The sequence below is a fragment of the Leucobacter chromiireducens genome, from assembly GCF_051993095.1.
GTDB lineage: Bacteria > Actinomycetota > Actinomycetes > Actinomycetales > Microbacteriaceae > Leucobacter > Leucobacter chromiireducens.
This window is the reverse complement of sequence record NZ_CP197024.1, coordinates 3,004,195-3,027,197: the sequence shown is the minus strand read 5'-3', so window position 1 is coordinate 3,027,197 and position 23,003 is coordinate 3,004,195. Positions and strand designations below refer to the sequence as shown.

At 66.8% G+C, this 23,003-nt stretch carries 20 protein-coding genes; 14 read left to right on the top strand and 6 right to left on the bottom strand.

The window, feature by feature from the left end; genetic code table 11:
* Nucleotides 1–25: 25 nt before the first annotated feature.
* From ACR81A_RS13690 to ACR81A_RS13665, 6 genes are all read left to right on the top strand, one after another.
* Nucleotides 26–376, top strand: a complete 351-nt coding sequence (locus ACR81A_RS13690; protein ID WP_202380606.1) for a hypothetical protein — start codon at nucleotides 26–28, stop codon at nucleotides 374–376.
* Between the two features lie 330 nt (nucleotides 377–706).
* Nucleotides 707–943: a glutaredoxin-like protein NrdH gene (gene nrdH / locus ACR81A_RS13685; protein ID WP_125099374.1), complete on the top strand. Its 237-nt coding sequence runs from the start codon at nucleotides 707–709 to the stop codon at nucleotides 941–943.
* Between the two features lie 98 nt (nucleotides 944–1,041).
* Nucleotides 1,042–1,443: a class Ib ribonucleoside-diphosphate reductase assembly flavoprotein NrdI gene (gene nrdI / locus ACR81A_RS13680; protein ID WP_202381475.1), complete on the top strand. Its 402-nt coding sequence runs from the start codon at nucleotides 1,042–1,044 to the stop codon at nucleotides 1,441–1,443.
* On the top strand, nucleotides 1,443–3,584 hold the full coding sequence (gene nrdE / locus ACR81A_RS13675) for a class 1b ribonucleoside-diphosphate reductase subunit alpha (RefSeq protein WP_202381474.1): 2,142 nt from the start codon (nucleotides 1,443–1,445) through the stop codon (nucleotides 3,582–3,584). The genes nrdI and nrdE overlap by 1 nt, the downstream gene beginning before the upstream one ends.
* Before the next feature lie 49 nt (nucleotides 3,585–3,633).
* Nucleotides 3,634–4,602, top strand: a complete 969-nt coding sequence (gene nrdF, locus ACR81A_RS13670) for a class 1b ribonucleoside-diphosphate reductase subunit beta (RefSeq protein WP_202380607.1) — start codon at nucleotides 3,634–3,636, stop codon at nucleotides 4,600–4,602.
* Between the two features lie 118 nt (nucleotides 4,603–4,720).
* Nucleotides 4,721–5,425, top strand: a complete 705-nt coding sequence (locus ACR81A_RS13665) for a DUF3800 domain-containing protein (RefSeq protein WP_440312110.1) — start codon at nucleotides 4,721–4,723, stop codon at nucleotides 5,423–5,425.
* A 31-nt stretch (nucleotides 5,426–5,456) separates the two neighbouring features.
* On the opposite strand, the gene ACR81A_RS13660 is transcribed toward ACR81A_RS13665, so the two are convergent.
* The gene (locus ACR81A_RS13660) at nucleotides 5,457–6,005 is read right to left on the bottom strand and encodes a MarR family winged helix-turn-helix transcriptional regulator (protein WP_440312109.1); all 549 of its coding nucleotides are present in this window, start codon (nucleotides 6,003–6,005) and stop codon (nucleotides 5,457–5,459) included.
* 184 nt (nucleotides 6,006–6,189) lie between these two features.
* Between ACR81A_RS13660 and ACR81A_RS13655 the strand changes: the two genes are divergently transcribed.
* Nucleotides 6,190–7,266 carry a 2,3-butanediol dehydrogenase gene (locus ACR81A_RS13655; protein ID WP_440312108.1) on the top strand — a complete coding sequence of 359 codons (1,077 nt, stop codon included), beginning with the start codon at nucleotides 6,190–6,192 and terminating at the stop codon, nucleotides 7,264–7,266.
* A 378-nt stretch (nucleotides 7,267–7,644) separates the two neighbouring features.
* Nucleotides 7,645–9,369 carry a long-chain-fatty-acid--CoA ligase gene (locus tag ACR81A_RS13650; RefSeq protein WP_440312107.1) on the top strand — a complete coding sequence of 575 codons (1,725 nt, stop codon included), beginning with the start codon at nucleotides 7,645–7,647 and terminating at the stop codon, nucleotides 9,367–9,369.
* A 49-nt stretch (nucleotides 9,370–9,418) separates the two neighbouring features.
* On the opposite strand, the gene ACR81A_RS13645 is transcribed toward ACR81A_RS13650, so the two are convergent.
* A complete protein-coding gene (locus ACR81A_RS13645) occupies nucleotides 9,419–10,156 on the bottom strand; it encodes a Pr6Pr family membrane protein (protein WP_202380611.1) in 738 nt (245 codons plus the stop codon).
* A 158-nt stretch (nucleotides 10,157–10,314) separates the two neighbouring features.
* On the opposite strand from ACR81A_RS13645, the gene ACR81A_RS13640 reads away from it, so the two are divergent.
* Nucleotides 10,315–10,971 (top strand): TetR/AcrR family transcriptional regulator, encoded by a 657-nt coding sequence (locus ACR81A_RS13640; protein ID WP_202380612.1) that lies wholly within the window; start codon nucleotides 10,315–10,317, stop codon nucleotides 10,969–10,971.
* A gap of 58 nt (nucleotides 10,972–11,029) precedes the next feature.
* Here the strand turns inward: ACR81A_RS13640 and ACR81A_RS13635 are convergent, their stop codons facing one another.
* Nucleotides 11,030–11,443 (bottom strand): zf-TFIIB domain-containing protein, encoded by a 414-nt coding sequence (locus ACR81A_RS13635; protein ID WP_202380613.1) that lies wholly within the window; start codon nucleotides 11,441–11,443, stop codon nucleotides 11,030–11,032.
* Between the two features lie 185 nt (nucleotides 11,444–11,628).
* Entirely contained in the window at nucleotides 11,629–13,263 is a 1,635-nt protein-coding gene (locus ACR81A_RS13630; RefSeq protein WP_202380614.1) for a thiamine pyrophosphate-dependent enzyme, read from the bottom strand.
* A 131-nt stretch (nucleotides 13,264–13,394) separates the two neighbouring features.
* Between ACR81A_RS13630 and ACR81A_RS13625 the strand changes: the two genes are divergently transcribed.
* Complete coding sequence (locus ACR81A_RS13625) at nucleotides 13,395–14,591, top strand: helix-turn-helix domain-containing protein (RefSeq protein ID WP_440312106.1); 1,197 nt, start codon at nucleotides 13,395–13,397, stop codon at nucleotides 14,589–14,591.
* Between the two features lie 81 nt (nucleotides 14,592–14,672).
* Here the strand turns inward: ACR81A_RS13625 and ACR81A_RS13620 are convergent, their stop codons facing one another.
* Complete coding sequence (locus ACR81A_RS13620) at nucleotides 14,673–15,623, bottom strand: C-terminal binding protein (RefSeq protein ID WP_440312105.1); 951 nt, start codon at nucleotides 15,621–15,623, stop codon at nucleotides 14,673–14,675.
* Between the two features lie 227 nt (nucleotides 15,624–15,850).
* Between ACR81A_RS13620 and ACR81A_RS13615 the strand changes: the two genes are divergently transcribed.
* The 3 genes from ACR81A_RS13615 (at nucleotide 15,851) to ACR81A_RS13605 (ending at nucleotide 20,286) form a co-directional block, all read left to right on the top strand.
* Nucleotides 15,851–17,188: an MFS transporter gene (locus ACR81A_RS13615; protein ID WP_202380617.1), complete on the top strand. Its 1,338-nt coding sequence runs from the start codon at nucleotides 15,851–15,853 to the stop codon at nucleotides 17,186–17,188.
* A 111-nt stretch (nucleotides 17,189–17,299) separates the two neighbouring features.
* A complete protein-coding gene (locus tag ACR81A_RS13610) occupies nucleotides 17,300–18,946 on the top strand; it encodes an amidohydrolase (RefSeq protein WP_440312104.1) in 1,647 nt (548 codons plus the stop codon).
* Between the two features lie 53 nt (nucleotides 18,947–18,999).
* Complete coding sequence (locus ACR81A_RS13605) at nucleotides 19,000–20,286, top strand: M20 family metallo-hydrolase (RefSeq protein ID WP_202380619.1); 1,287 nt, start codon at nucleotides 19,000–19,002, stop codon at nucleotides 20,284–20,286.
* A 40-nt stretch (nucleotides 20,287–20,326) separates the two neighbouring features.
* Here the strand turns inward: ACR81A_RS13605 and ACR81A_RS13600 are convergent, their stop codons facing one another.
* Entirely contained in the window at nucleotides 20,327–21,619 is a 1,293-nt protein-coding gene (locus ACR81A_RS13600; RefSeq protein WP_440312103.1) for a D-alanyl-D-alanine carboxypeptidase family protein, read from the bottom strand.
* Between the two features lie 208 nt (nucleotides 21,620–21,827).
* On the opposite strand from ACR81A_RS13600, the gene ACR81A_RS13595 reads away from it, so the two are divergent.
* Entirely contained in the window at nucleotides 21,828–23,000 is a 1,173-nt protein-coding gene (locus tag ACR81A_RS13595; RefSeq protein ID WP_202380621.1) for an acetyl-CoA C-acyltransferase, read from the top strand.
* The last annotated feature ends 3 nt before the right edge of the window (nucleotides 23,001–23,003 follow it).

Here is a 23,003-nt window from a genome sequence, read left to right as displayed (position 1 = left end):
CGGAGGTGCGCGGTACCCTCGCCGCATGAACCCCTTCCGGCTCTCCACACGGCTCCGGCCCACGGTGGGTCGAACGCGCGCAGAGCAGGTTCCCACGGCGGTGTCTGTGCCCTGGCAGGTGACGGAGCGTTCGGCCTCCGGGGTAATTGAGGTCGCGCATGTGGGCGAGGCGCCGCTTCTTTCGGTGCGATTCGCCCTCGCGGGCCGGGGGATGCTGGGGCTCTCGCTTCCACAGACGGTTCATCCGGGGGAGCGGCTGCGTGTCACGCTGCGCGGTGCGCACGCGGAGAGTGCCTCGCGGGCTCCTGACGGCATGCTCGTTTTGCGGTGGTTTCAGTCGGATGGGACGGAGCTGCTGTGGCCGATCGCGCTGTGATGGAGGCACAAAAGACGGGGCGATGGGCGCCGTACGCACCCGCGATGAGCGGGCTGTGCACGCCCCGCGAGCACGCGTGTGCAGCACAAGAGGCGACACGCCGAGGCTGGGGCGGTGGGGAAATTTCTTTCCACCCCCTCGACCTGTGGATAACCCCGCGAGAGGGGCGGAACTGTGCCGAAAGTTCTCCCCAAGCTGGCGAGAATTTCGGTGGAAAGTTCGTGAATAACTACATCGCTGTAACTACATCATGTTGTGGTTGGGCGAGGTGTGGTTCACTAGATGTAGTGCCTCGGGGTGAGGCTCACGGTTGTGGAAGAAGGGCGTGAAATGGCCATTACGGTATACACCAAGCCGTCGTGCGTGCAGTGCACCGCGACGTACCGGGCGCTCGACAGCAAGGGGATTGAGTACAACGTGCTCGACCTCTCGCAGGACGAAGCGGCACTCGAAGCAGTGAAGGAGCTCGGGTACCTGCAGGCGCCCGTTGTGGTGACCGACGAGGAGCACTGGTCTGGCTTCCGCCCCGACAAGATTTCGGAGCTCGCAAGCCGCCTCGCCGACTAAGGCTGAGCCCCGCGTAGCGCCCGCGGCGGACGAAGTCTTGGACTTCTCCGCCGGGGGCGTTTCAGCAGCACAATCCGCTTCGGATAGAGGTGATGACCATGGCGGATTTGGTCTATTTCTCGAGCGTTTCGGGGTACACCCACCGTTTCGTTGAGAAGCTCGGACGGCCGGCACATCGCATCCCGCTCTACGCGAAGGATGAGCCGCTCGTCGTCACGGAGCCGTTCGTGCTCCTCTTGCCCACCTACGGCGGAGGGCCCGCGACGCGGGCCGTTCCGAAGCAGGTCATCCGATTCCTCAATGACGAGCGCAATCGGAAGTTGATCCGAGGCGTCATTGCCTCGGGAAACACTAATTTCGGCGAGGCCTACGGTCTTGCGGGGGACATCGTGGCGCGGAAGTGCCACGTGCCGGTCCTCTATCGATTCGAACTCTTTGGCACCCCGGACGACGTGAGTGTTGTCCACGAAGGATTGGAACAGTTTTGGAAGCAACAGTGATGGAGCCCGGGCTCGCGTCGTCGAAGATCAGCGACATGGATTACCACTCGCTGAACGCCATGCTCAACCTGTACGACGCAGACGGCAAGATCCAGTTCGACAAGGATCGTGAAGCTGCGCGCCAGTACTTCCTGCAGCACGTCAACCAGAACACGGTGTTCTTCCACAACTTCGAGGAGCGCCTGCGCTACCTGATCGACAACGAGTACTACGAGAAGGAACTGCTCGACCAGTACGACACGAAGTTCGTCGAGCAGCTCACCGACGAGGCGTACGCGATGAAGTTCCGCTTCCCCGCGTTCCTCGGCGCATTCAAGTTCTTCACCTCGTACGCGCTCAAGACGTTTGACGGCAAGCGCTACCTCGAGCGCTTTGAGGACCGCGTGGTCATGGTCGCGCTGGGCCTCGCTCGCGGCGACCAGGAGCTCGCTCGCGGCTTCATGCGTGAAATGATCTCGGGCCGCTTCCAGCCGGCAACCCCCACCTTCCTGAACCTCGGCAAGGCACAGCGCGGCGAGCTCGTCTCCTGCTTCCTGCTGCGCGTTGAGGACAACATGGAGTCGATCTCGCGCGGCATCAACTCGTCGCTGCAGCTGTCAAAGCGCGGCGGTGGCGTGGCGCTCTCGCTCTCAAACATCCGTGAGGCCGGCGCCCCGATCAAGAAGATCGAGAACCAGTCTTCGGGCATCATCCCCGTCATGAAGCTGCTCGAAGACAGCTTCAGCTACGCGAACCAGCTCGGCGCGCGTCAGGGCGCGGGTGCGGTGTACCTGAACGCACACCACCCCGACATCATGAAGTTCCTTGACACGAAGCGTGAGAACGCGGACGAGAAGATCCGTATTAAGACGCTCTCGCTCGGTGTCGTGGTCCCCGACATCACGTTCGAACTCGCGAAGAAGAACGAGGACATGTACCTCTTCTCTCCGTACGACGTCGAGCGCGTGTACGGCGTGCCCTTCGGCGACATCTCGGTTACCGAGAAGTATGCCGAGATGGTCGCGGACGCGCGCATCAAGAAGACCAAGATCAGCGCGCGTCAGTTCTTCCAGACCGTCGCTGAGCTGCAGTTCGAGTCGGGCTACCCCTACATCGTGTTTGAGGACACGGTGAACGCGGCGAACCCGATCAAGGGTCGCATCAACATGTCGAACCTGTGCTCCGAGATCCTCCAGGTCAATACCCCGACCACGTACAACGAGGACCTCAGCTACAACGAGATCGGCAAGGACATCTCTTGCAACCTCGGTTCGATGAACATCGCGATGGCGATGGACGGCGGCGATCTCGCGGGAACTGTGGATCTTGCGATCCGCTCGCTCACCGCGGTGAGCGACATGAGCTCGATCACGTCGGTGCGCTCGATTGAGGACGGCAACGCGCAGTCGCACGCCATCGGCCTCGGCCAGATGAACCTGCACGGCTACCTGGCGCGCGAGCACGTGCACTACGGCTCCGAAGAGGGCATCGACTTCACGAACATCTACTTCTACACCGTGCTGTTCCACGCGCTCACCGCGTCGAACAAGATCGCGATCGAGCGTGGCGAGGTGTTCGGCGGCTTCGCTGACTCGAAGTACGCGTCCGGCGAGTTCTTCGACAAGTACACGGATGCTGCGTGGGAGCCCGAGACCGAGCGCGTGCGCGAGATGTTCGCAAACGCTGGCATCACGATCCCGAACCAGGCTGACTGGACCGCGCTGAAGGCCTCCGTCATGGAGCACGGTATCTACAACCAGAACCTGCAGGCTGTGCCGCCCACCGGCTCGATCTCTTACATCAACAACTCGACGTCCTCGATCCACCCGATCGCGTCGAAGGTGGAGATCCGCAAGGAAGGCAAGCTCGGCCGCGTGTACTACCCGGCGCCGTTCATGACGAACGAGAACCTCGAGTACTACACCGACGCGTACGAGATCGGTGCCGAGAAGATCATCGACACCTACGCCGCGGCAACGCAGCACGTCGATCAGGGCCTGTCGCTCACGCTGTTCTTCAAGGACACCGCGACGACGCGTGACATCAACAAGGCGCAGATTTACGCATGGCGCAAGGGCATCAAGACGATCTACTACATCCGTCTGCGCCAGCTTGCGCTCGAGGGCACCGACATGACCGAGTGCGTCTCCTGCATGCTGTAATTTGGCACCGACACGATCACTGCTGGCTGAGAAAGGCGCGAGGAACGCGATGAACTTCAAGTTGGGGCACGCCGTCCAGGCGATCAACTGGAACCGGATCGAGGACGAGAAGGACCTGGAGGTCTGGAACCGTCTCGTGAACAACTTCTGGCTGCCCGAGAAGGTGCCGCTGTCGAACGACGTGCAGTCGTGGGCGACGCTGACGGACGACGAGAAGCTGCTCACCATGCGCGTCTTCACGGGCCTCACGCTGCTCGACACGATCCAGGGCACCGTGGGTGCCGTGTCGCTCATCCCCGACGCGATCACGCCGCATGAGGAAGCCGTCTACACGAACATCGCGTTCATGGAGTCGGTGCACGCGAAGAGCTACTCGTCGATCTTCTCGACGCTGTGCTCCACGCAGGAGATCGACGACGCCTTCCGCTGGTCCACGGAGAACGTGAACCTGCAGAAGAAGGCGCAGATCATCGTCGACTACTACGAGGGTGACGATCCGCTGAAGCGGAAGATTGCCTCGACGCTGCTCGAGTCGTTCCTCTTCTACTCGGGCTTCTACCTGCCCATGTACTGGTCGGCGCACGCCAAGCTCACGAACACGGCAGACCTCATCCGTCTGATCATTCGTGACGAGGCCGTGCATGGCTACTACATCGGCTACAAGTTCCAGAAGGGCCTCGAGAACGAGACCGAGGAGCGACGCCAGGAGCTGAAGGACTACACCTTCTCGCTCATGTACGAGCTGTACGAGAACGAGGTGAAGTACACGCAGGATCTCTACGATCCCGTGGGGCTCACCGAGGACGTCAAGAAGTTCCTGCACTACAACGCCAACAAGGCGCTCATGAACCTCGGCTACGAGCCGATGTTCCCCAAGGAGATGACCGACGTCAACCCGGCGATCCTGTCGTCGCTCTCGCCGAACGCGGACGAGAACCACGACTTCTTCTCGGGCTCGGGTTCCTCCTACGTGATCGGCAAGGCTGAGGCCACCGAGGACGAGGACTGGGACTTCTAGTACCTCACCGGCAGGCCCTGAGAACGCCCCGGATCTGCGATCAGTCGCGGATCCGGGGCGTTTTCGTTCACAGCGGGGCTTGCGCCGTCACTTACGGCTCCGGATATGCTCTACCGGCATGCCAGACCCACTCGCCAGGCTCGTTTATGTTGACTACTCCGGGCATCAACAGAGCGGACTTGTTGTGTACGGGTGGATGCATTTTGATCCGAGCTCCTGGCCACGGGTGTTGAGGCGATGGCTGGAACTACGGAAGCGCTTGTACCGTGAGTATGGGATCCACGTGGAGACCGAGTTGCACTCCACGGACTACATCAATGGGCGAGGTCGGATCGCGCACCGTCCGCCTTCCCGCCATGTGCACGGAGGGGTGACCTACTGGAAGGATCTCGGGCAAGAAGTAGCACGCGAATTGCTGGCTGAAGTGGCCTCGCTTGAGGGTGTGAGTGTTGGTGCGGTGTACCGCAGATGCGCCCCAAACCCGACTGCTGCCGAGAAAGTCGAGGTGTACCGCGAACTCATTCATATGTGGGAGGACGAGCTCGCAAACCGGGCAGAGTACGCACTCGTGTTTATGGACGGGAATGGTTCTGACTTCAGCTATCGCACCGCTCACCGTGGTCTGAAGCTGGATCGCCGCCGAATCATCGAAAATCCGATCATGACTGACTCAGCGATGTCGCAACTCGTGCAGATCGCGGACCTCATCGCATGGTGCGCCTTTGTCGCTATCGAGCAACACGCAAGCCATGCTTTTGCGTGGCACTGGTACGAGGAGTTCCTCGCGATACGGGACCCGTTTCGGGGGCCGCGCGAAATGTGAGCCCGGAAACAGCGAGACCCCCGAATCCGCACTACTGCGGGGGGGTCTGCACTTCAATTCTCGCACTGGATCCGTCTGCTGACAAGTGGCGTCCGCCACTCGGACGTTCGTTTGCGGCAGGGCGGAGATGGGTGCGAAGCGCGGCCGCGATCTCGCCAGCGTGCTGCGCCTGCTCGGGGGTGAGGGCATCGACGAAGAGCTCCTTCACCGCGTGCAAGTGCCGGGCCGAGGCCGCGCGGAAGGCGGACTGGCCGGCTGCGGTGATGCCGATCTGCACACCGCGAGAGCTTGCTTCGTCTCGACTCCGTGTGATGAGCCCACGCTTCTCCATGCGGCCGAGGTGGTGCGAGAGCCTGCTGCGCTCCCACTCAATGAGATCGGCAAGCTCGGAGGAGCGCAGGGTGTGCGTCTCTGCTTCGCTCAGCGCGAGCAGCACGCGGTAGTCGCCGAGGGAGAGCGCGGATTCTGCAGCCAGGCGCCGGTCCATGCGCGAGCGGAGGATCTCGGCGGACTCGATGAAGTCACGCCAGATGTGCAGCTGCTCCGCGTCGGGTGTGTGGCGCCGCTGGGCCTGGGTCACGGCGTGCCTCCTCGCATAGTTGACATGTCAACAGTAGCAGGCGGTAGGATTGATGTATCAATCGAGCGCGGATCGCCTCGTCGATTGAGCGAAAACCCACCCGGCAACTGACCGGTAGGTGCCCGGCCCACAAGGCCAGGCGACTTCGTGTCGGTTGCGACCTTGCACTGAGAGGTTGAACAACATGAAGGCAGCGCGCTACTACGGCCGCGAAGACATTCGTATCGAGGACATCGAGCAGCAGCCCCTCGAGCCGGGCACCGTGCGCATCGATGTCGCGTGGACCGGAATCTGCGGTACGGACCTGCACGAGTACCTCGATGGCCCGATCTTCGTGCCCGCCCACGGTCACCCGCACCCGATCTCGGGCGAGGATGCGCCGGTGACCCTCGGCCACGAGTTCTCGGGCGTCGTGTCCGAGCTGGGCGAGGGCGTCACCGATCTCGCGGTTGGCGACCACGTGGTGGTTGAGCCGTACATCATTCGCGACGACGTGAACACTGGCCCCGAGTCGAACGATTACCACCTGTCGCCCGACATGAACTTCATTGGCCTGGGCGGTCGCGGCGGCGGTCTCGCGGAGAACATCGTCGTGAAGCGCCGCTGGGTGCACAAGATCGACTCGTCCGTGGCGCTCGACGAGGCCGCGCTGATCGAGCCGCTCTCCGTCGCCTACCATGCGGTGAAGCGCTCCGGCGTGGTCGCCGGGCAGACCGCGCTCGTTGGTGGCGCCGGCCCCATTGGCCTGCTCACCGCCGCGGTGCTGCACGCCATTGGCGTGAAGGTGATCGTGTCCGAGCTGTCACCGCTGCGCCGTCAGAAGGCGCTCGACGCGGGCGTCGCGGACGTTGCGCTCAACCCGGCCGAGGTCGATGTGGTCGCCGAGGTGAAGAAGCTCACCGACGGCAAGGGCGCGCACGTCGCATTCGAGGCGACCTCGGTGCAGGTCGTCTTCGACACCCTGATGGACGCCGTGCGCCCGACGGGCGTCATCGTGGTGATCTCCATCTGGGGGAAGCCGGCCACCTTCGACATGCACAAGCTCGTAATGAAGGAGATCGACGTGCGCGGCACGATCGGGTACGTGAACTCGCACCCCGACACCATCGCGCTCGTGGAGTCCGGAAAGATCGATCTGAAGCCGTTCATCACCGGCCGAATCGGCCTCGAGGGGCTCGTAGATGAGGGCTTCAACACGCTGATCAACCACAACGAGACGGCGGTCAAGATTCTCGTCTCGCCGACCGGGAAGGGCCTGTAGCCCAGACGCGGCGCTGACTGGCATCGCGAAGCGGCCGGGACGGGGGAGCACCCCGACCCGGCCGCTTCGTGTATCTCCGGAAGGCCCGAGCGGAGCGCGATCCCTCGCCTTCGCGAATGACATCGATGTAATTTCGAAGCTCACTTCGAGTTATCCACAAGACTGTGCAGAATGTTCCGCACAAAGATGCGAGTTATCCACCGAGTTGTGCACAGGGTGTGGGGAAAACTCGATGTGGATCAGGAAGTCTTCGGCCCGGTCGAACCCTCCTCGCACGCGTGTTCGAGTAACGCGAAGGCGGATTCCGATCGAGACGGGTCCGTGATCCGTGCGCCGCCGAGCGGCGAAGCATACCCCCGAGGGGGTTACCCTTGAGGCATGCAGTTGAATGAAACGCGCGCCTGGAACCGCTTCTACGCCCCCGGGACCCCGGTGGACATTGAGCCCGTCACGGGGTCGCTCGTTGACCTGCTCGACGAGCGCTGCGCGCAGTGGGCGGACCGCGACGCGATCAGTTTCTTCGGCCGCACGGTGACCTACCGCGACTTGGGCGAGCGCGTTGCCCGCGTGGCACAGGGGCTTGCCGATCTGGGCGTGCGCGCCGGCGACCGGGTGGCGCTCATCATGCCGAACGCGCCACAGCACGTGATTGCGTTCTATGCGGTGCTCCGGCTCGGCGGCGTGGTGGTGGAACACAACCCCCTCTACACGCGCGATGAGCTCGAGACTCAGTTCCGCGACCACGGCGCCACCGTCGTGATTGCCTGGGAGAAGGTCGTGGCGACCGTGCAGGCGCTGCCCGCGGAGCTCGGGATCGAGACGATTGTCGCCGTCGATGTGACGCGCGCAATGCCGTTTGCGACCCGAGCCGCGCTGCGCCTCCCGATCGCGAAGGTGCGCAATTCGCGTGCCGCCCTCACCACCGAGACGACGGGAACGGTCCCGTTCGCCCGACTCGAGCGCGCCACCCGGATCGCGGCCTCGCACCCGCGCCCAGTGCGCGACGACGTCGCGTGCCTGCAGTACACCTCGGGCACCACGGGGGCGCCGAAGGGCGCGATGATCACGCATGGCAACCTGTGGGCGAACGCGCGCATGGGCGCGGCGTGGATGCCAGACTTCACCCGCGGCGAGGGGTCCATTTACGGGCTCCTGCCCATGTTCCACTCCTTCGGTCTGCTCCTCTCGGTGATCTACTCGGTTGAAACGGGATCGCGCGCCGTGCTCTTTCCCACCTTTGACCCGGAGCTCGTGTCGCAGGCCGCGAAGCGCTTCCCGCCCACATTCATTCCCGCGGTGCCGCCGATGTTCGACCGTCTCGCGCGCGTTGCCCGCGATGGCAAGCTCGACCTCAGCCAGGTGGTCTACTCCATTTCGGGCGCGATGACCCTCACGCCCGCCATTGTGAAGCGGTGGGAGGACCTTGCGGGCAGCATGCTGAACGAGGGCTACGGGCTCACCGAGACGAGCCCCATCGCACTGGCCAACCCGTTCACTGATGAGCGGCGCATCGGCGCCATCGGCATTCCGTTCCCCTCGACCGACATTCGCGTTGTCGACCCTGAGGAACCCACCCGGCAGGTCGCACAAGGCGAGGTGGGTGAGCTGCTCATCGGCGGCCCGCAGGTGTTCCTCGGCTACTGGAATCGCCCGGAGGAGACCGCCGCGACCCTGCTCGATGGCGGCTGGCTGCGCACCGGCGACCTGGTCGTGCAAGACGAGGACGGCTTCGTCACCGTGGTCGACCGGAAGAAGGAGCTCATCATCACGGGCGGCTTCAATGTCTCGCCGAGCGAGGTGGAACGCGTGGTGAACGGCCTGCCCGGGGTCGCTGAATCAGCCGTCGTGGGGGTTCCCCGCGGCAGCGGCGCCGAGGTGGTGACGGTTGCCGTGGTGCTCGAACCCGGCGCCCAGTTCGACGAGGAGGCCGCGCGTGCCGCCGCCCGCGAGCAGCTCGCCGAGTACAAGCGGCCCAGCACCTACCTGGTGTGGGAGGAGCTGCCGAAGTCGCTCATCGGAAAGGTGCTTCGTCGCAAGGTGCGTGACACGCTCATCGCCGATCGCCACGCGGTGCGCGCCGCCGCGGACGACGACGAGGCATAGTCGGAGCGGATCCCGATCCTGAGTTTGAGACGGGAGCTTGGGATCGGGGCTACCGCCTGCGGGCGACGCGGCCCACCGCGCCGCCAATGGCCCGATCGAGCGCAACGAAGATGTACCCGATCCCCACGAGCGCGACCGTGAGCGCGAGAATCCACAGCGCCACCCCGCCGACACCGTGGGTGGCGACGTCGAGGAACGGGTAGGGGTAGTTCTGGCCGGGCAAGAACTCGCCGCCGAGCCCGCCGTAGATGAGGGCGTAGGCGAGGTACGCGTACGGGATGAGCGCCCAGAGTAGCGGGTCAACCCAGCGCAGGCGACCCTTCGGCACGAAGAGCAGCCAATCGAGGATGAGTAGCGCCGGCGTGATGATGTGGATCAGGTTGTCCGTCAGCGAGAACGGCACGTAGTCGCCCTCCTGCTGGAACGTCGCCGGAACCAGCACCACCAGGTAGACGAGCAAGGTTACGGTGATGGCCATCATCACGGCGCCGCTCCACCGCGCAGACGGCGTGGAGTGTCCACGCGGGCCGCTCGCCGCGATGTCGCGCAGCGTGCGCACGATGAGCGCGCCCAGCCACACGAGGCAGAGCAGATTGCTGAGCACCGTGTAGTAGCGGAGTGCGCCCCAACTGGGATCTGGCGTGAACACGCCCGTGATGCGCACGAGGCCCGTGAGCACGAGAGCGAGTGCCAGGATGCGGAAGCTCAGCGCGGCGAGGCGCCACGTGAGCGCGCCATCGGCGAACGGGCGGGACGGGGAGGCTGTCGTGGGTGCGGCAATGGTCACCGCACTATCTCACCACGCTGCGGGGCTGCGCGCGAGCGGCAGTTTCACCTCGTGCATGCAGCCCCCGCGGAGGTCGCGCGATCACACGCAGTAGACTGGGGGGAAGTGCGCCGGTCCCTATTCACGGCGCGAAGTGCGAACTCATGGAGGAGGCGCGGATGAAGCGAGGCCGCCTAGACCAGCGCACAATCGTTGACGCGGTGCTCGAGCTTGCGAGCAACGAACCGCAGGCCCGCATCACGTTTAAGCGACTCGGAGAAGCGCTCGGCGTCGATGCAACCGCGATGTACCGTCATTTTCGGAACAAGGATGAGCTGACGCGCGCGGCGCTCGACCGGCTCGCGGCAACTGCGACGACGGATGCGCGTGCCGCGGCTGGCGATTGGCGATCTCGGCTCGAAGCCTTCGCGACGCGGATGGCGGCGCTGAGCCTCGAGCATCCGGCGATCGGCGCGGAATGGGCCATGGTGGATCCGGTGGGCCCGGGCGATGTCGCCTCAGACGAGTTTCTACTCGAGATGCTCTCGGAGGCGGGGCTTGCGGGCACTGACTTGATCACCGCGTACGCTGCGATTTCTGGTTTCACGCTTGCTCAGAGCGCTGCGCTCGCGCAGGAGGCACTCGAGCGGACGGGGAGCAGCCGTGACGGCACCATCCCGTGGATCAGCACCTTTGGCTCCGTGGACCTCGCCGACTTCCCGCACGTGAGCGAGCACCGCGACGCCCTGCTCGCGATCGACGGGATCACCGTCTATCGCGCTGGCATCACCGCGATCCTCGACTCGATTGCGCGCTCGGCAGGAGCAGCGCAGTAGCGCACACGTCACACAAGAACGGGCCCCGCGAAATCGCGAGGCCCGAAGTAGCGGGTGGCTAGTCGAAGATGTCGCCGAGGAAGTCGAACGGGCTCTTCTTCTTGCGGTAGCGCGGGTCGCCGTAGCGCGGGTCACCGGAGCGGCCGTCGCGGCGCCGATCATCCTGGCGGTAGTCGCCGCCGCCGTACTGGCCGTGACGGGGATCCGCCGCAGGCTGCGGTGGCACGGGTGTGGTGTACTGCTGAGGCGGCGCGGAGTACTGCTGCGGGGCTGCGGCCGGCTGTGCGGGCGCGGGCGGAGCCGCTGCCTGCGGTGGCGCGGTGAACGCAGCCGCTTCGGCCTGCGCGCGGTCGAGAATCTTGTCGAGCTCACCCCGATCGAGCCAGATGCCGCGGCACTCCGGGCAGTAGTCGATCTCGATTCCCTGCCGCTCGCTCATGAGCAGGGTCGTTCCGTCGCTGGGGCAGTTCATGCCTCCCAGCGTAGGGGCGAAATCAGCGCTCTCAGCTGTGTCCGGGCGTACTGGGGGTGGCTTCCCAGGCACGGGGATCGGTGCGTGGTGTCGGGGCCACAACGCGGCACGGCCCGCCCCCGCAGAAGCGGGAACGGGCCGTGAACGGAGGCTGATCCGAACGAGATCAGCGGGCGGGAGCGGGCTTAGAAGCCTGCGCCGCTCGGGGACGGGGTATCGGGATCGATGACGAGGTGGAGCAGCGCGGGGCCATCGTGCGCGAGCAGTTCAGCGACCGTCTCGGCGATGCCCTCATTCGTGTCCAGCCGAGCACCGCGACCGCCGAAGGACTCCATCCACGCGGCGAAGTCAGGGTTCGCCATTGCCGTGCCGGACGGGCGTCCCGGGTACCAGCGTTCCTGGTGCTCCACGATCGTTGCGTACTTCCCGTTGTCGACCACAACGAAGAGGGCCCGCCCGTTCTGCGCAACGAGGGTGGCCACCTCCTGGCCGTTCATCAGGAAGTCGCCGTCGCCGCAAACGGCAACGGAGCGGCGCTCGGGGAAGACGAGAGCCGCGGCGACGGCCGCCGGAACGGCCATGCCCATCGCGCCGTTGCGCGAGCCGACGAGGCTGTTGGGCACGTTGTGCGTGAGCTGGCGGTGGCCCCAGATCGTTGCGTTGCCCGCGCCGTAGCTCACTACGCGATCATCGCCGAGCTGCTGCTCAAGCTCCGCGAACACGAGCTCGAGGTCGACGCCGCCGGTCACCGGGGCGTGCTCGGTCACCGCGGTGAAGCGCTCATGGCTGGCCCGCAGCTCTGCGACGCGCTCGCCGGTGCGGCTGCCGCGCACGTCGCCCAGGGCGCCGAGCTCGGAGACGAAGCCGGCGGGGGTCGCAGTGATGAGCTGATCCACCCGGCCCGCGTGCTGCAGCAGCTGCGCGTCCGTGGTGACGAGCACGGTCTCCGTCTCGAACCCGACGGTGTAGCCCTCACTCATCACGTCGCTGCGCACCGCGCCAACACCGATGAAGAGGTCAGCGTCGCGCAGGGCATCCACGATGCTGTCGCGACGCCCGTAGCCGGGCCAGCCCACGTACGCGGGGTGGTTGTTCGGCACGACGTCGTAGTTGCGCCAGTCACCCGCAACAGGAATGTGGTTCTCCAAAGCCCAGTCTGCGAGCTGCTTGCCGGTCTCACCCATGAAGCTGTCTCCGCCTGCAAGGAGGAAGGGCCGCTCGGCCTGAGCGATCCGCTCGCGCAGCGCCTCGAGGTCAGGGCGGCTGGGCGCGGGAGCAGCGAGTGCCCGAGGTGCGGGCGCGACCGCGCCCGTGACCTCGCGAAGCAGGTCCTCGGGCAGGCCCACCACCACGGGGCCGGGGCGGCCGGACACCGCGACGTGCATCGCCTCGGCCACAATGTCGCCCGCCTGGTCGGCGTTCTCGACGGTGAGCACGCGCTTCACCGTCGAGCCGAACCAGCTGTCGATGCTGAACTCTTGGAAGGACTCGCGGCGGCGATCGGCGATCGGCACGAGACCGATGAAGCAGACCAGCGGAGTGGCATCCTGGTACGCGCAGTGTGCGGCGATGAAGAAGTTGGCGGCGCCCGGTCCACGGGTCACCATCGCCACGCCGGGGCGGCCGGTGAGGCGGCCTTCCGCCAATGCCATGAAGCCGACGCCACCCTCCTGGCGGCAGACCACGTTGGTGATGTTCGAATCGTGGAGCCCGTCCAGCACGTCGAGGAAGCTCTCGCCGGGCACGGAGTAGACGCGTTCGACGCCGTGGCTCGCGAGCGTCTCGACAATGAGGTGGCCTGCGGAGCGCGAGTGAGTCATCGGGGGTTCCTCTCAAACATGGGTGACCGTGCGCGGGCACAGGGGTGCCCGTGGTACTCCTCCACCTTGCCAGGTACATCTGCACAGCGCGCGGGGCATACGTCACTGGATCTCGGTATCATTTTGGGTATGTGCACATTTGGCGCCGGGGCCGCGTGATGATCGCTGTGCCCGAGGACCACGATTCGCCGCTGTCGAGCCGGCCATTTGCTTCCGACCAGGAGCGCTGGTTCGCGTTGCTCGACCTGCTCGACCTCGAGCGTTTGGCGCGCGACTTTCTCGTGCGCCTCGCTGAGGTGGGGGAGTACACGGAGGCGCGGCTCTCCGACGACGAGCTCGCCATCGCCGCGCGCTCCTCTTTCGCGGGGTTGATCGAACGAATGCGTGACCCGGGAAGCACGAAGTCTCAAGCCGCGGCCTTCGCCGTAGGAACCTCACGCGCGCGTGCGGGTATCTCGCGCGCGGCGCTGATGACCGCGATCCGGCTCGATTATGTTGTGCTCTGGAACGCGCTTGTGGCCGTGGGCACTGCGGAGGACGCACAGCTGCTGCTGCGTCATGCGGACTACGTCTGGCAGGTGGTTGATGAGTACGCGCGGCACGCCCAGGACGGGTACCTGGCGGAGCGCGAGCTACTGAGCGACGAGCGGCAACTCTTGGAGCGGGCGCTCGTGTCCGAGCTTGTGGACACCGAGGAGCAGCCGGGCTCTGAGCGTGCCGTGGAAATCGCAACGGCGCTGGGGGTGCCCGCGCGGGCGCACTGGATTGTGCTTGCGGCCGAGGGGACAGAGGCTGCGGAGCTCCGGCAAACACTTGCGGGGGATCCGCGCATGCGCGAGGCGCTCCTCTCGTCGTACCGGGGCGCGACCCTGCTGCTGCTCGTCACGGCGACGGCGTGGCACACGCGGCCCGCGCTACAGGAGCTGCGTGGCAGCGCACTCGGGGCAATCGTGACGGTGGAGGGCATCGAAGAAGTCTGGTCGGGCGCGCGGCTCGCGTCAGAGCTCGCCGGGCTTCCGGCGCGCGGTGGCGTGCGGCGCAGCTTCACGGACTGGCCGCGGCTCGTGCGGAGCCAACTCACCGGCACGCACTTCGATCTGGTGCTCAACTTTGAAGCGAAGCTCGCGGAGTGCAGCGCGGCCGAGCGCGACGCGATCGAGGAGTCGATTCGCGCCTACCTCGAGACCGGAAGCGTGCAGGCCGCCGCCTCCCAGATGTTCTGCCACCGCAACACGATCACGAATCGGCTCCGGCGCTTCACGGAGCTCACCGGCATCGACGTGACGGTGCCCACGGAGGCGGCGAGCGTTGTGCTTGCGTGGGGCTGATCCCGCCCAGAACGCACAGAGCGCGGTGCAATCCGACAGCATGCCGGGTCGCACCGCGCTCCGTGCGCGGGAGGCGGACGCCTAGTTCACGAGCGTGTGCGGCTTCTCGCCGCGCAGCACGAGGGTGACGTTCTCCGCGGGCACCATGAAGTACTCGCGGAGGGTCGCGTCGCTTCGGAACGCCGAGTGAGGCGTGACCTGGACGTTGGGGTGCGCGACGAACGGATCATCTGCCGCGGCGGGCTCGACCTGCAGCACGTCGAGGAACGCTGACCGCACCTGACCGCTCGCGAGCGCGTCCAGGAGTGCATCCGAGTCGATCAGTTCACCGCGCGCGACATTGATCACGTACGCGCCGCGGGGCAGCTTCGCGATGGTCTCGCGGTTCAGGAAGTCACGCGTCTCATCGGTGAGTAGCGCGTGCAGGCTGATCACGTTCGAGCGCTCGAGCAGCTCGTCGGTGCTGTGCACCCGCTCGACACCCTCCTCCCAGGCATCCTCGGGGACGAAGGGATCGTAGGCGATGACCTTGTCGAAGAACGGCAGCGCGCGGTGTGCAACCTTGCGCGCAATGCGACCGAAGCTCAGCAGTCCGAGGGTGAGCTCGCTCGCGCGGGGAGGCAGTGGGAGTGCCGAGTAGTCCCACTCGCCACCCTCGACCTGCTCGTATGACGCGCGGAGTTCGCGCAGCAGGCTGAGCATGCCAGCGACCGCGTGCGTGGCCACCTCTTCGCTCGCCACACTGGGCATGTTGCACACGTCGATCCCGAGCTCGCGTGCAACCGCGACGTCGATCTTGTTGAATCCGACTGAGGTGGTCGCGATCACCTTGAGCTGGGGGAGCGCACGAAGCGTGTCGGCGTCGAGTTCGATGAAGCTCGCAACGATGCCCTCGCAGTTCGGCGTCTTCGCCAGCAGTTCCGCGGGATCGAGCGTGTCGAGGAGCGTGACCTCGTGCCCCTGCGCTTCGAGAAAGGCGATGGCCTCGGTGGGGTCGAGCGCGCCCCGATCGGTGATGGTGATCTGTGCCATTCCGGCTCCTCCTGCGTTGAGTGCGACGGCGGGAAAACCCGCCTCTCGAAGCTTCGCACACCCCCGGATGTGCATGTGCATACCGATCGCCCCGCGGTCCACGTCACTTGCCTAGTGACCTGAACCGGCCGGAAATGGCATTGTCATTGGAGCGAGCGCGACATGACTCACGGCCCGGTCGCTCGAAGAAGAGTGGGCCATTCACTGGAAAGAGGACGGATCTCGAGATGAGCTCGACGTCAAACATCACACAGGCGGAGCGCGAAACCGCGACCGTCAACGTCATCTCGCCGAGTGACGCCCGCCGGGCCTCCATCGGCGCACTCGTCGGCAACGTACTGGAATGGTACGACTACTTCCTGTTCAACACGGCCGCCGCGCTTGTGTTCAACGTGCAGTACTTCGTGAGCGACAATGCTGCCGCCGCGTCGATGGCTGCGTTTGCAACGCTTGCCGTTGGGTTCCTGGTGCGCCCGCTCGGCGGCCTGATCTTCGGCTGGTTGGGAGATCGCATCGGCCGCAAGGCAGTGCTCATGATCACCGTCGTGGGCATCGGTGTCGCCACGGGCCTCATCGGCATTCTGCCGAACTACGTTGCCATTGGGGTGTGGGCGCCGATCTTCCTGGTCGTGCTGCGCCTGCTGCAGGGCCTCTTCATCGGTGGCGAGTGGTCGGGCGCTATGACGCTCGCCGTGGAGAACGCGCCGCTCAGCATGCGTGCCCGCATGGCGGCGCTGCCGCAGCTTGGTTCGCCCATCGCAACGATCCTCTCCTCGGGCGGCTTCTTCCTGCTCGCACTCTTCCTCAGCGCGGACAACTTCGATGCGTGGGGCTGGCGAATCCCGTTCCTGCTCGCGATCCCACTCCTGCTGCTCGCTGTGTGGCTGCGCAACAAGATGCACGAGTCGCCGGTCTTCACCGAGATGAAGGAGAGCGGCCAGAACGAGAAGGCTCCCCTCAAGGTCGTCTTCGTGCAGGCGTGGCGCCAGCTGCTCGTCGGCATCGCCGCTGTCATCCTCGGCACCGCGGGCTTCTACATCGTCACGACCTTCGTCATGAACTACGGCACCCGCGTGCTCGGGATCGAACGCAACATGATCCTCATGGCAACGCTGATCGGCGCCGTGTTCCAGCTCCTCTCGGTGCTGCACGCCGGTCACCTCGGCCAGAAGTACGGCGCGACGCGCGTCATCATTGGCGCTGGAATCCTGACGGCAATCGTGGCCTTCCCCTGCTTCCTGCTCATCCAGACGACGCAGCCGGTGCTCGTCACGATCGGCATCGTCATCTCGGTCTCGCTGCTCACGTACTCGTTTGCCGCAGCGGGCACGGTGCTCACGGGTCTCTTCCCCGCGTCGGTGCGACTCTCGGGCGTCGCGGTGGCCTTCAACGGCGCGAACGTGCTCGCAGGCCTCACCCCGCTGATCGCGACGGCGCTTGTGACCGCATCGGGTGACTCCTGGGTGCCCGCAGCCGTGATGCTCGTGCTGTTCTCGCTGCTCAGCACCGTCGGCGCGATCCTCGCGCCCAAGCTGAGCCAGCAGTACGAGGGCTTCAAGCACTAACCCCGGTTGGTCGCGCGCTCAGCGCGGCACACCACCCTCCCCGGGTGCGGCGGAATGGGAACGTTCCCACCCGTCGCACCCGAGGCGTTTCCCCGGAAAGGACACCCCAGCATGCAGCTCGACCTCATCGTTCGCGCGCGTGAGATCCTCACGCTCGATCCCGCTCGCCCCGTCGCACAGGCGCTTGGTGTCATCGGCGAACGGATCGTCGGCTTCGACGAGGAGCTCGCTGGCCTCCACGCGAAGAGCGAGTTGGACTTCGGCGATGCCTGCATCACACCGGGGCTCATCGATGCGCACTGCCACACCGCGTGGTGGGGGCTCGGGCTCGCGGCGATCGACCTCAGTCGTGCGCGCGGCCTCGACGAGCTCTATGCGCTCGTTGCCGCTGAGGTTGCTCGTCTGGACGAGGCAGGGGATCCGGGCGCGTGGGTGCACGGCACCGGCTTCAATCAGGCGCACCACGGGGGCGAGTTTCCCGACATTGCGCGTCTGGACGAGCTGACGGGCGGGCGTCCGCTCTACCTGCGCCACACCTCCGGGCACGCGTCGATCACGAACACGGCGACGCTTCGCCTCGTTGGTGCGCTCGATTCGAGCTTTGAGAACCCCACGGGCGGCGTCGTGGTGCGGGACGCGGCGGGCGCGCCGACGGGGCTCATCGAGGAGGCGGCACAGGGACTTGTGCAGGCGCTCCTCCTCCCATACTCGACCGAGCACCTGGTGGGCGCGCTCGAGGCCGCGACCGCGCGCTACGCGGCCGAGGGCATCACGAGCTTCTCTGAGGCTGGCGTGGGCGGCGGTTGGATCGGGCACAGCACCGTCGAGGTCGCGGCCTACCAGCAGGCGGCCGAGCAGGGCCGCCTGCACGCGCGTGCCCAGCTCATGCCCGCGCTCGACGCACTCCGGCCGCTCACGGGCCACACGCACGACTTCGTTGGCACTGGCGCGGGCGCAGGGCTTGACCTCGGGATCCGGGCGGGCTTCGGCGATGACCGCGTGCGATTCGGGCACGTCAAGGTGTTCCTTGACGGCTCCCTGCTTGGCGCCACGGCGGCAGTGACCGAGGACTACTGCGGCCACGACCACAACACGGGGTACTTGCTCGACGAGCCGGAGGTGTACCGCGAGCGCGCGCTGGGCGCATACCGCGCCGGCTGGCCGCTCGCCCTGCACGCCATCGGGGACGCCGCAATTGATCTCGCCCTCGACCTCATCGCTGAAGCGCAGGAGCGCTACGGTGTGCGCGATGTGCCGTGCCGCATCGAGCACTTCGGGATCGCGCGGCCCGATCAGCTCGCGCGCGCGGGTGCGCTCGGCGTTGCGGTGACCCCGCAGGCTGGGTTCATTGGGCCGATCGGCGACCAGATGGCCGACCGCGTTGGCCCGGATCGCGCGGCCTGGCTGTACCGCGGCCGCTCGATCATCGATTCGGGGATTCTGCTTGCCGGCTCCTCGGACCTCCCGGTGGCAGACAACAACCTGCGCCGCGGCATGCAGTCCGCCGTCGACCGACGCACCGACTCCGGTGCCGTGCTCGGACCCGACGAGGCGATCACCCCCGAAGAGGCGCTCCGCACGCACACCGTCTGGGCAGCTCAGGCGACAGGCCAGGTGGCGAGCCGGGGCACCCTCGAGCGCGGCAAGCTCGCCGACCTCACCGTGTTCTCAGCGTCGCCGCTCACCGCACTGAATATCGCAGAGCTGGACATCGTTGCGACCATCCTCGGCGGCGAGCTCAGTTACGACGGCCGCTAGTTCAGACTCGGCTCCTCGGAGCCCCATCCAGTTTTCCCACGAAAGGACGCACCATGACCGAGACCCTCGGCGCCCCCAACGACCAGGCATTTCTCACGGACTGGGCCACGCACTCCGCCTTTGGTGCGGTGCCCGGTACCAACGGGGTGGATCGGCAGGCGGGAAGCGCCGCGGACGGCGAGCAGCGGGCGTGGTTCGCGCAGCTGCTCGAGTCGCGTGGGTTCACGGTGCTGCGAGACGAGATCGGTAACCAGTTCGGCCTGCTCGAGCTCGTCCCCGGCGCCCCGTACGTGCTTACGGGCTCGCACATGGACTCGCAGCCGACGGCTGGCCGCTTCGACGGCGCGTACGGCGTCATGGCTTCGGCGTACGCCTGCTTCCGCGTCGCGGACGAGCTGCGTGCGAACCCCGCGGGGGCACAGTTCAACCTCGCCGTGGTGAACTGGTTCAACGAGGAGGGGTCGCGCTTCAAACCCTCGATGATGGGCAGCTCGGTGTTCACCGGCAAGCTCGAGCTGGCCGAAGCGCTCGCGACTCCCGATCCCCGCGGCACGACCGTCGCAGAGGCGATGGGCGGGCTGGGCGAGCTGGGCGCGGGCCCGGTGTTCGGCGGCGCCTCGGGGCGCAGCGTCGCCTCCTACGCGGAGATCCATGTGCAGCAGGGGCGCAGCATGGAGGAAGACGGTGTGACGATCGGCCTCGTGAACGCGACCTGGGCGGCGCACAAGTTCGAGTTCCGCGTGACGGGGGAGCAGGCCCACTCGGGCTCCACGCTCATGCCGGAGCGACGCGACGCGCTGCTGGGTGCGGCCCGGCTGGTGGTTGCTGCGCGTGAGCTCGTGGACGAGTTCGAGCCGGGGCAGCTGCACACGGCCTGCGGCGAGCTGAACGTGTACCCGAACTCACCCGTCGTGGTGGCGAGCGAGGTGGAACTGCTGCTCGATCTGCGCTCGCCCGACGCGGAGGTGATCCGCGCCGCGCACGCCTCGCTCATGGCAACGGTGGAGCGGGTGCAGCGCGAGGACCGCGTGGGCATCGAGGTGATCGCGGAGCATGCGTGGGATCAGAACCCCTACCCGGAGGACGGTGTCGAGCTGGCGCGCGCGGTCGCGGAGCAGCTCGATCTCACCCACGATCGGGTGATGACGGTCGCGGGCCATGACTCGACGAACATGAAGGATGAGGTGCCGACGGTCATGCTGTTCGTGCCGAGCGTCAATGGCGTGTCCCACAACCTCGCGGAGTACACGCGCGATGAGGATCTGCTCGCGGGGATCGCGCACCTGACGGGCGTTGTCGAGCGTCTTGCCGCGGGTGCGCTCGTGCAGGCTGCCGCGTAACGCGTACTGCCAGCGGCTGGGTGTGGCGGGGTTCGCCCCGCTACGCCCAGCCAAACACGAGGGCAGGGTGGGTGACTCGCCACCAGAGATCCGGCTCAGCGATCCGCTCTGCCGCGACGACGGGCACCTCGCTGGTGCCCTCCGGAGTGGTCACCGCGATGCTTCCCACTCTCTGGCGGGCGGGGCCCCAGCTCGCGGCGTCGAGCGTCACCTCGCGGCTCGCGCTCTCGCCGGCGAGCAGCACCGCCGCGGCGCTGCCATCTGCGATGAGCGGAATCTCCGTGCCCTCGATGGTGGTTGCCGTGCCGACGAGCTCTTCGGGGTGCACGAGCTGCACCTGCCGCGTCGCGTCCCCCATTCCGGTGAAGAGGGTGCTCGTGTCGTGCGCGCGCTCCGGGCCGGAGTTGCGACCCAGCACGGCGGCGACCCGCACGACGTCACGGCCGTTCGCATTGGCCTCCTGGGCGGCGACGAGGTTTGATCCCGCAGCGCCGGAGGTGCCCGTCTTGAGCCCGATGACGCCGGGCAGCTTGGTAAGCAGCGGATTCGTGTTCGTGACCTCGCCGATCCCCCAGGGCAGCTCTGCGCTCGGCGTGCGAACGAGCTCCGCGATGACGGGCTCGTTGAGCGCGAGCTTCGCGATCCGTACTACATCGGCGGCCGAGGCGACGTTGCTCTCGTCCATGCCGGTCGGCTCGGCAAGCGACAGCGACCCCAGCCCGTTTCGCTTCGCCCACTCGGCCACGGCGCTCGAAAACTCCTCGCCCTCCCCAATCGTCTCGGCCGCGTACGCCGCCATGAAATCGTTCGCGGACGGAAGGAGCGAGAGCGTGAGCATCTGCCGGGTCGTGACCTCCGTGCCGATCGGGATCGGGTAGGCGATCCCCGAGAGCGCCTGATAGCCGCGCGTACGTGCGGCGTCCTCAGCGCTCCACACGTGCACTGGTCCGTCCTCGTCAGCGGCGAGTGGTGCGCGCTCGAGCCCCACGAGCACGGTGACGAGCTTTGAGATGCTCGCGATCGGGCGTGGGGTGTCGTCGTTGCTCCAGACCTCGTCGCTGCCGAGCCACCCGATCGCCGCGGGGCCCCGCTGCGCGTCGACCGTGGCCTGTGCGCGCTGCGTGAGCTCCTCGGCTGCTGCCGCGGCGGCGAGATTGGCGGGATCCTCCTCGATGCTCGTTGCGAGAGTGAGCTTGGGATCGGGGAGCGGGGTGACCGCGCAGGCCGCCGTGTAGCCGCCGAGCACCAGTCCCGTCGTGAGGAGGCCGATCGCCCAGGCACGCCCCGGGCGCCGCCGCTTCTCTGCCTGCTCCGCGGCGGGTGTGGTGCGCATTCGCCCAGCCTACTGGCCGCGCCAGGACGGTTCTGTGCGGCGTTACGCCTGCGCGGCCATGCGGTCGTGCAACAGGTCAGGCTGCACAGCCGCCGCGTGCTGGGCTGTGCCAGGATGCAGCCGGCTGCCCGGCCCGGCCCTGGCACAATGGCCGTACTCGCGGGCGCGCACGCGCACCGCCGGATCCAACGTCGCCCGAGGAGGCCCCATGTCTGCACTGATCGCGGGATACGCGCGCACCCCCTTCACCCGCTTCACCGGTCAGCTTGCCGCGCAGCCCGCGACCGTGCTCGGCGCACACGCGACGAAGGCCGCGCTCGAGCGTGCGGGGGTCTCGCCGGAGCAGGTCGACACGCTCGTCGCCGGGCAGGTGCTGCAGGCTGGCGCGGGACAGAACCCCGCGCGCCAGACCGCGGTTGCTGCGGGCATCCCGCTCAACGTCCCCGCGATCACCCTGAACGCCGTGTGCCTCTCCGGCGCTGAGGCCGTGTCGCAGGCCGTGCGCCTCATCAACGCGGGCGAGGCCGAGATCGTTGTCGCGGTCGGCCAGGAGTCCATGTCGCTCGCGCCGCACGTCATGCCGCTCCGTGCGGGCACGAAGTACGGCACCGCGCAGATGGTCGACACGGTCGAGCGCGATGGGCTCTCCGATGCGTTCGACCAGGTCGCCATGGGGGCGCTCACCGAGCAGGGCAATACGCCGCTCGCGCTGACCCGCGAGGAACAGGACGCGTTTGCGGCGGCCTCGCACCAGCGCGCAGCGGCCTCGGCGGAGTTCCTCGCAGCAGAGATCGCGCCGTTCACGGTCACCTCGCGCCGCGGCGACACGGTCGTTTCGGCGGACGACGGTGTGCGCGCTGACACCACGGCCGAGGGGCTCGCGGGCCTCCGCCCCGCGTTCGCGAAGGACGGCACGATCACTGCTGGCAACGCCTCGCAGATCACGGACGGCGCCGCCGCACTCGTCATCGTGAGCGAGGCTGCCGCGGAGCGCCTCGGCCTCACCCCCATCGCGCGCGTCGAAGCGACCGCGTTCGTTGCCGGCCCCGACACTCACCTGCACTCACAGCCGTCGCGCGCGATCGCGGCGGCGCTCGCAAAGATCGACGGAGTGGCAGCCGGAGACCTCGCGGCGGTGGAGATCAACGAGGCCTTTGCCGCGGTGGGCATCCAGTCGACCCGCGAGTTGGGCATCGATCCCGCAATCGTCAACCAGCACGGTGGCGCGATTGCGCTCGGGCACCCCATCGGGGCCTCGGGTGCGCGCATTGTTGGCACGCTCGCCCGCCAACTCGCGGCGGCGGGAGCAGGCTCGCTCGGCGCGATCGGCATCTGCGGCGGTGGCGGCCAGGGCTCCGCGGTGGTGCTCCGCGCCCTCTAGGGC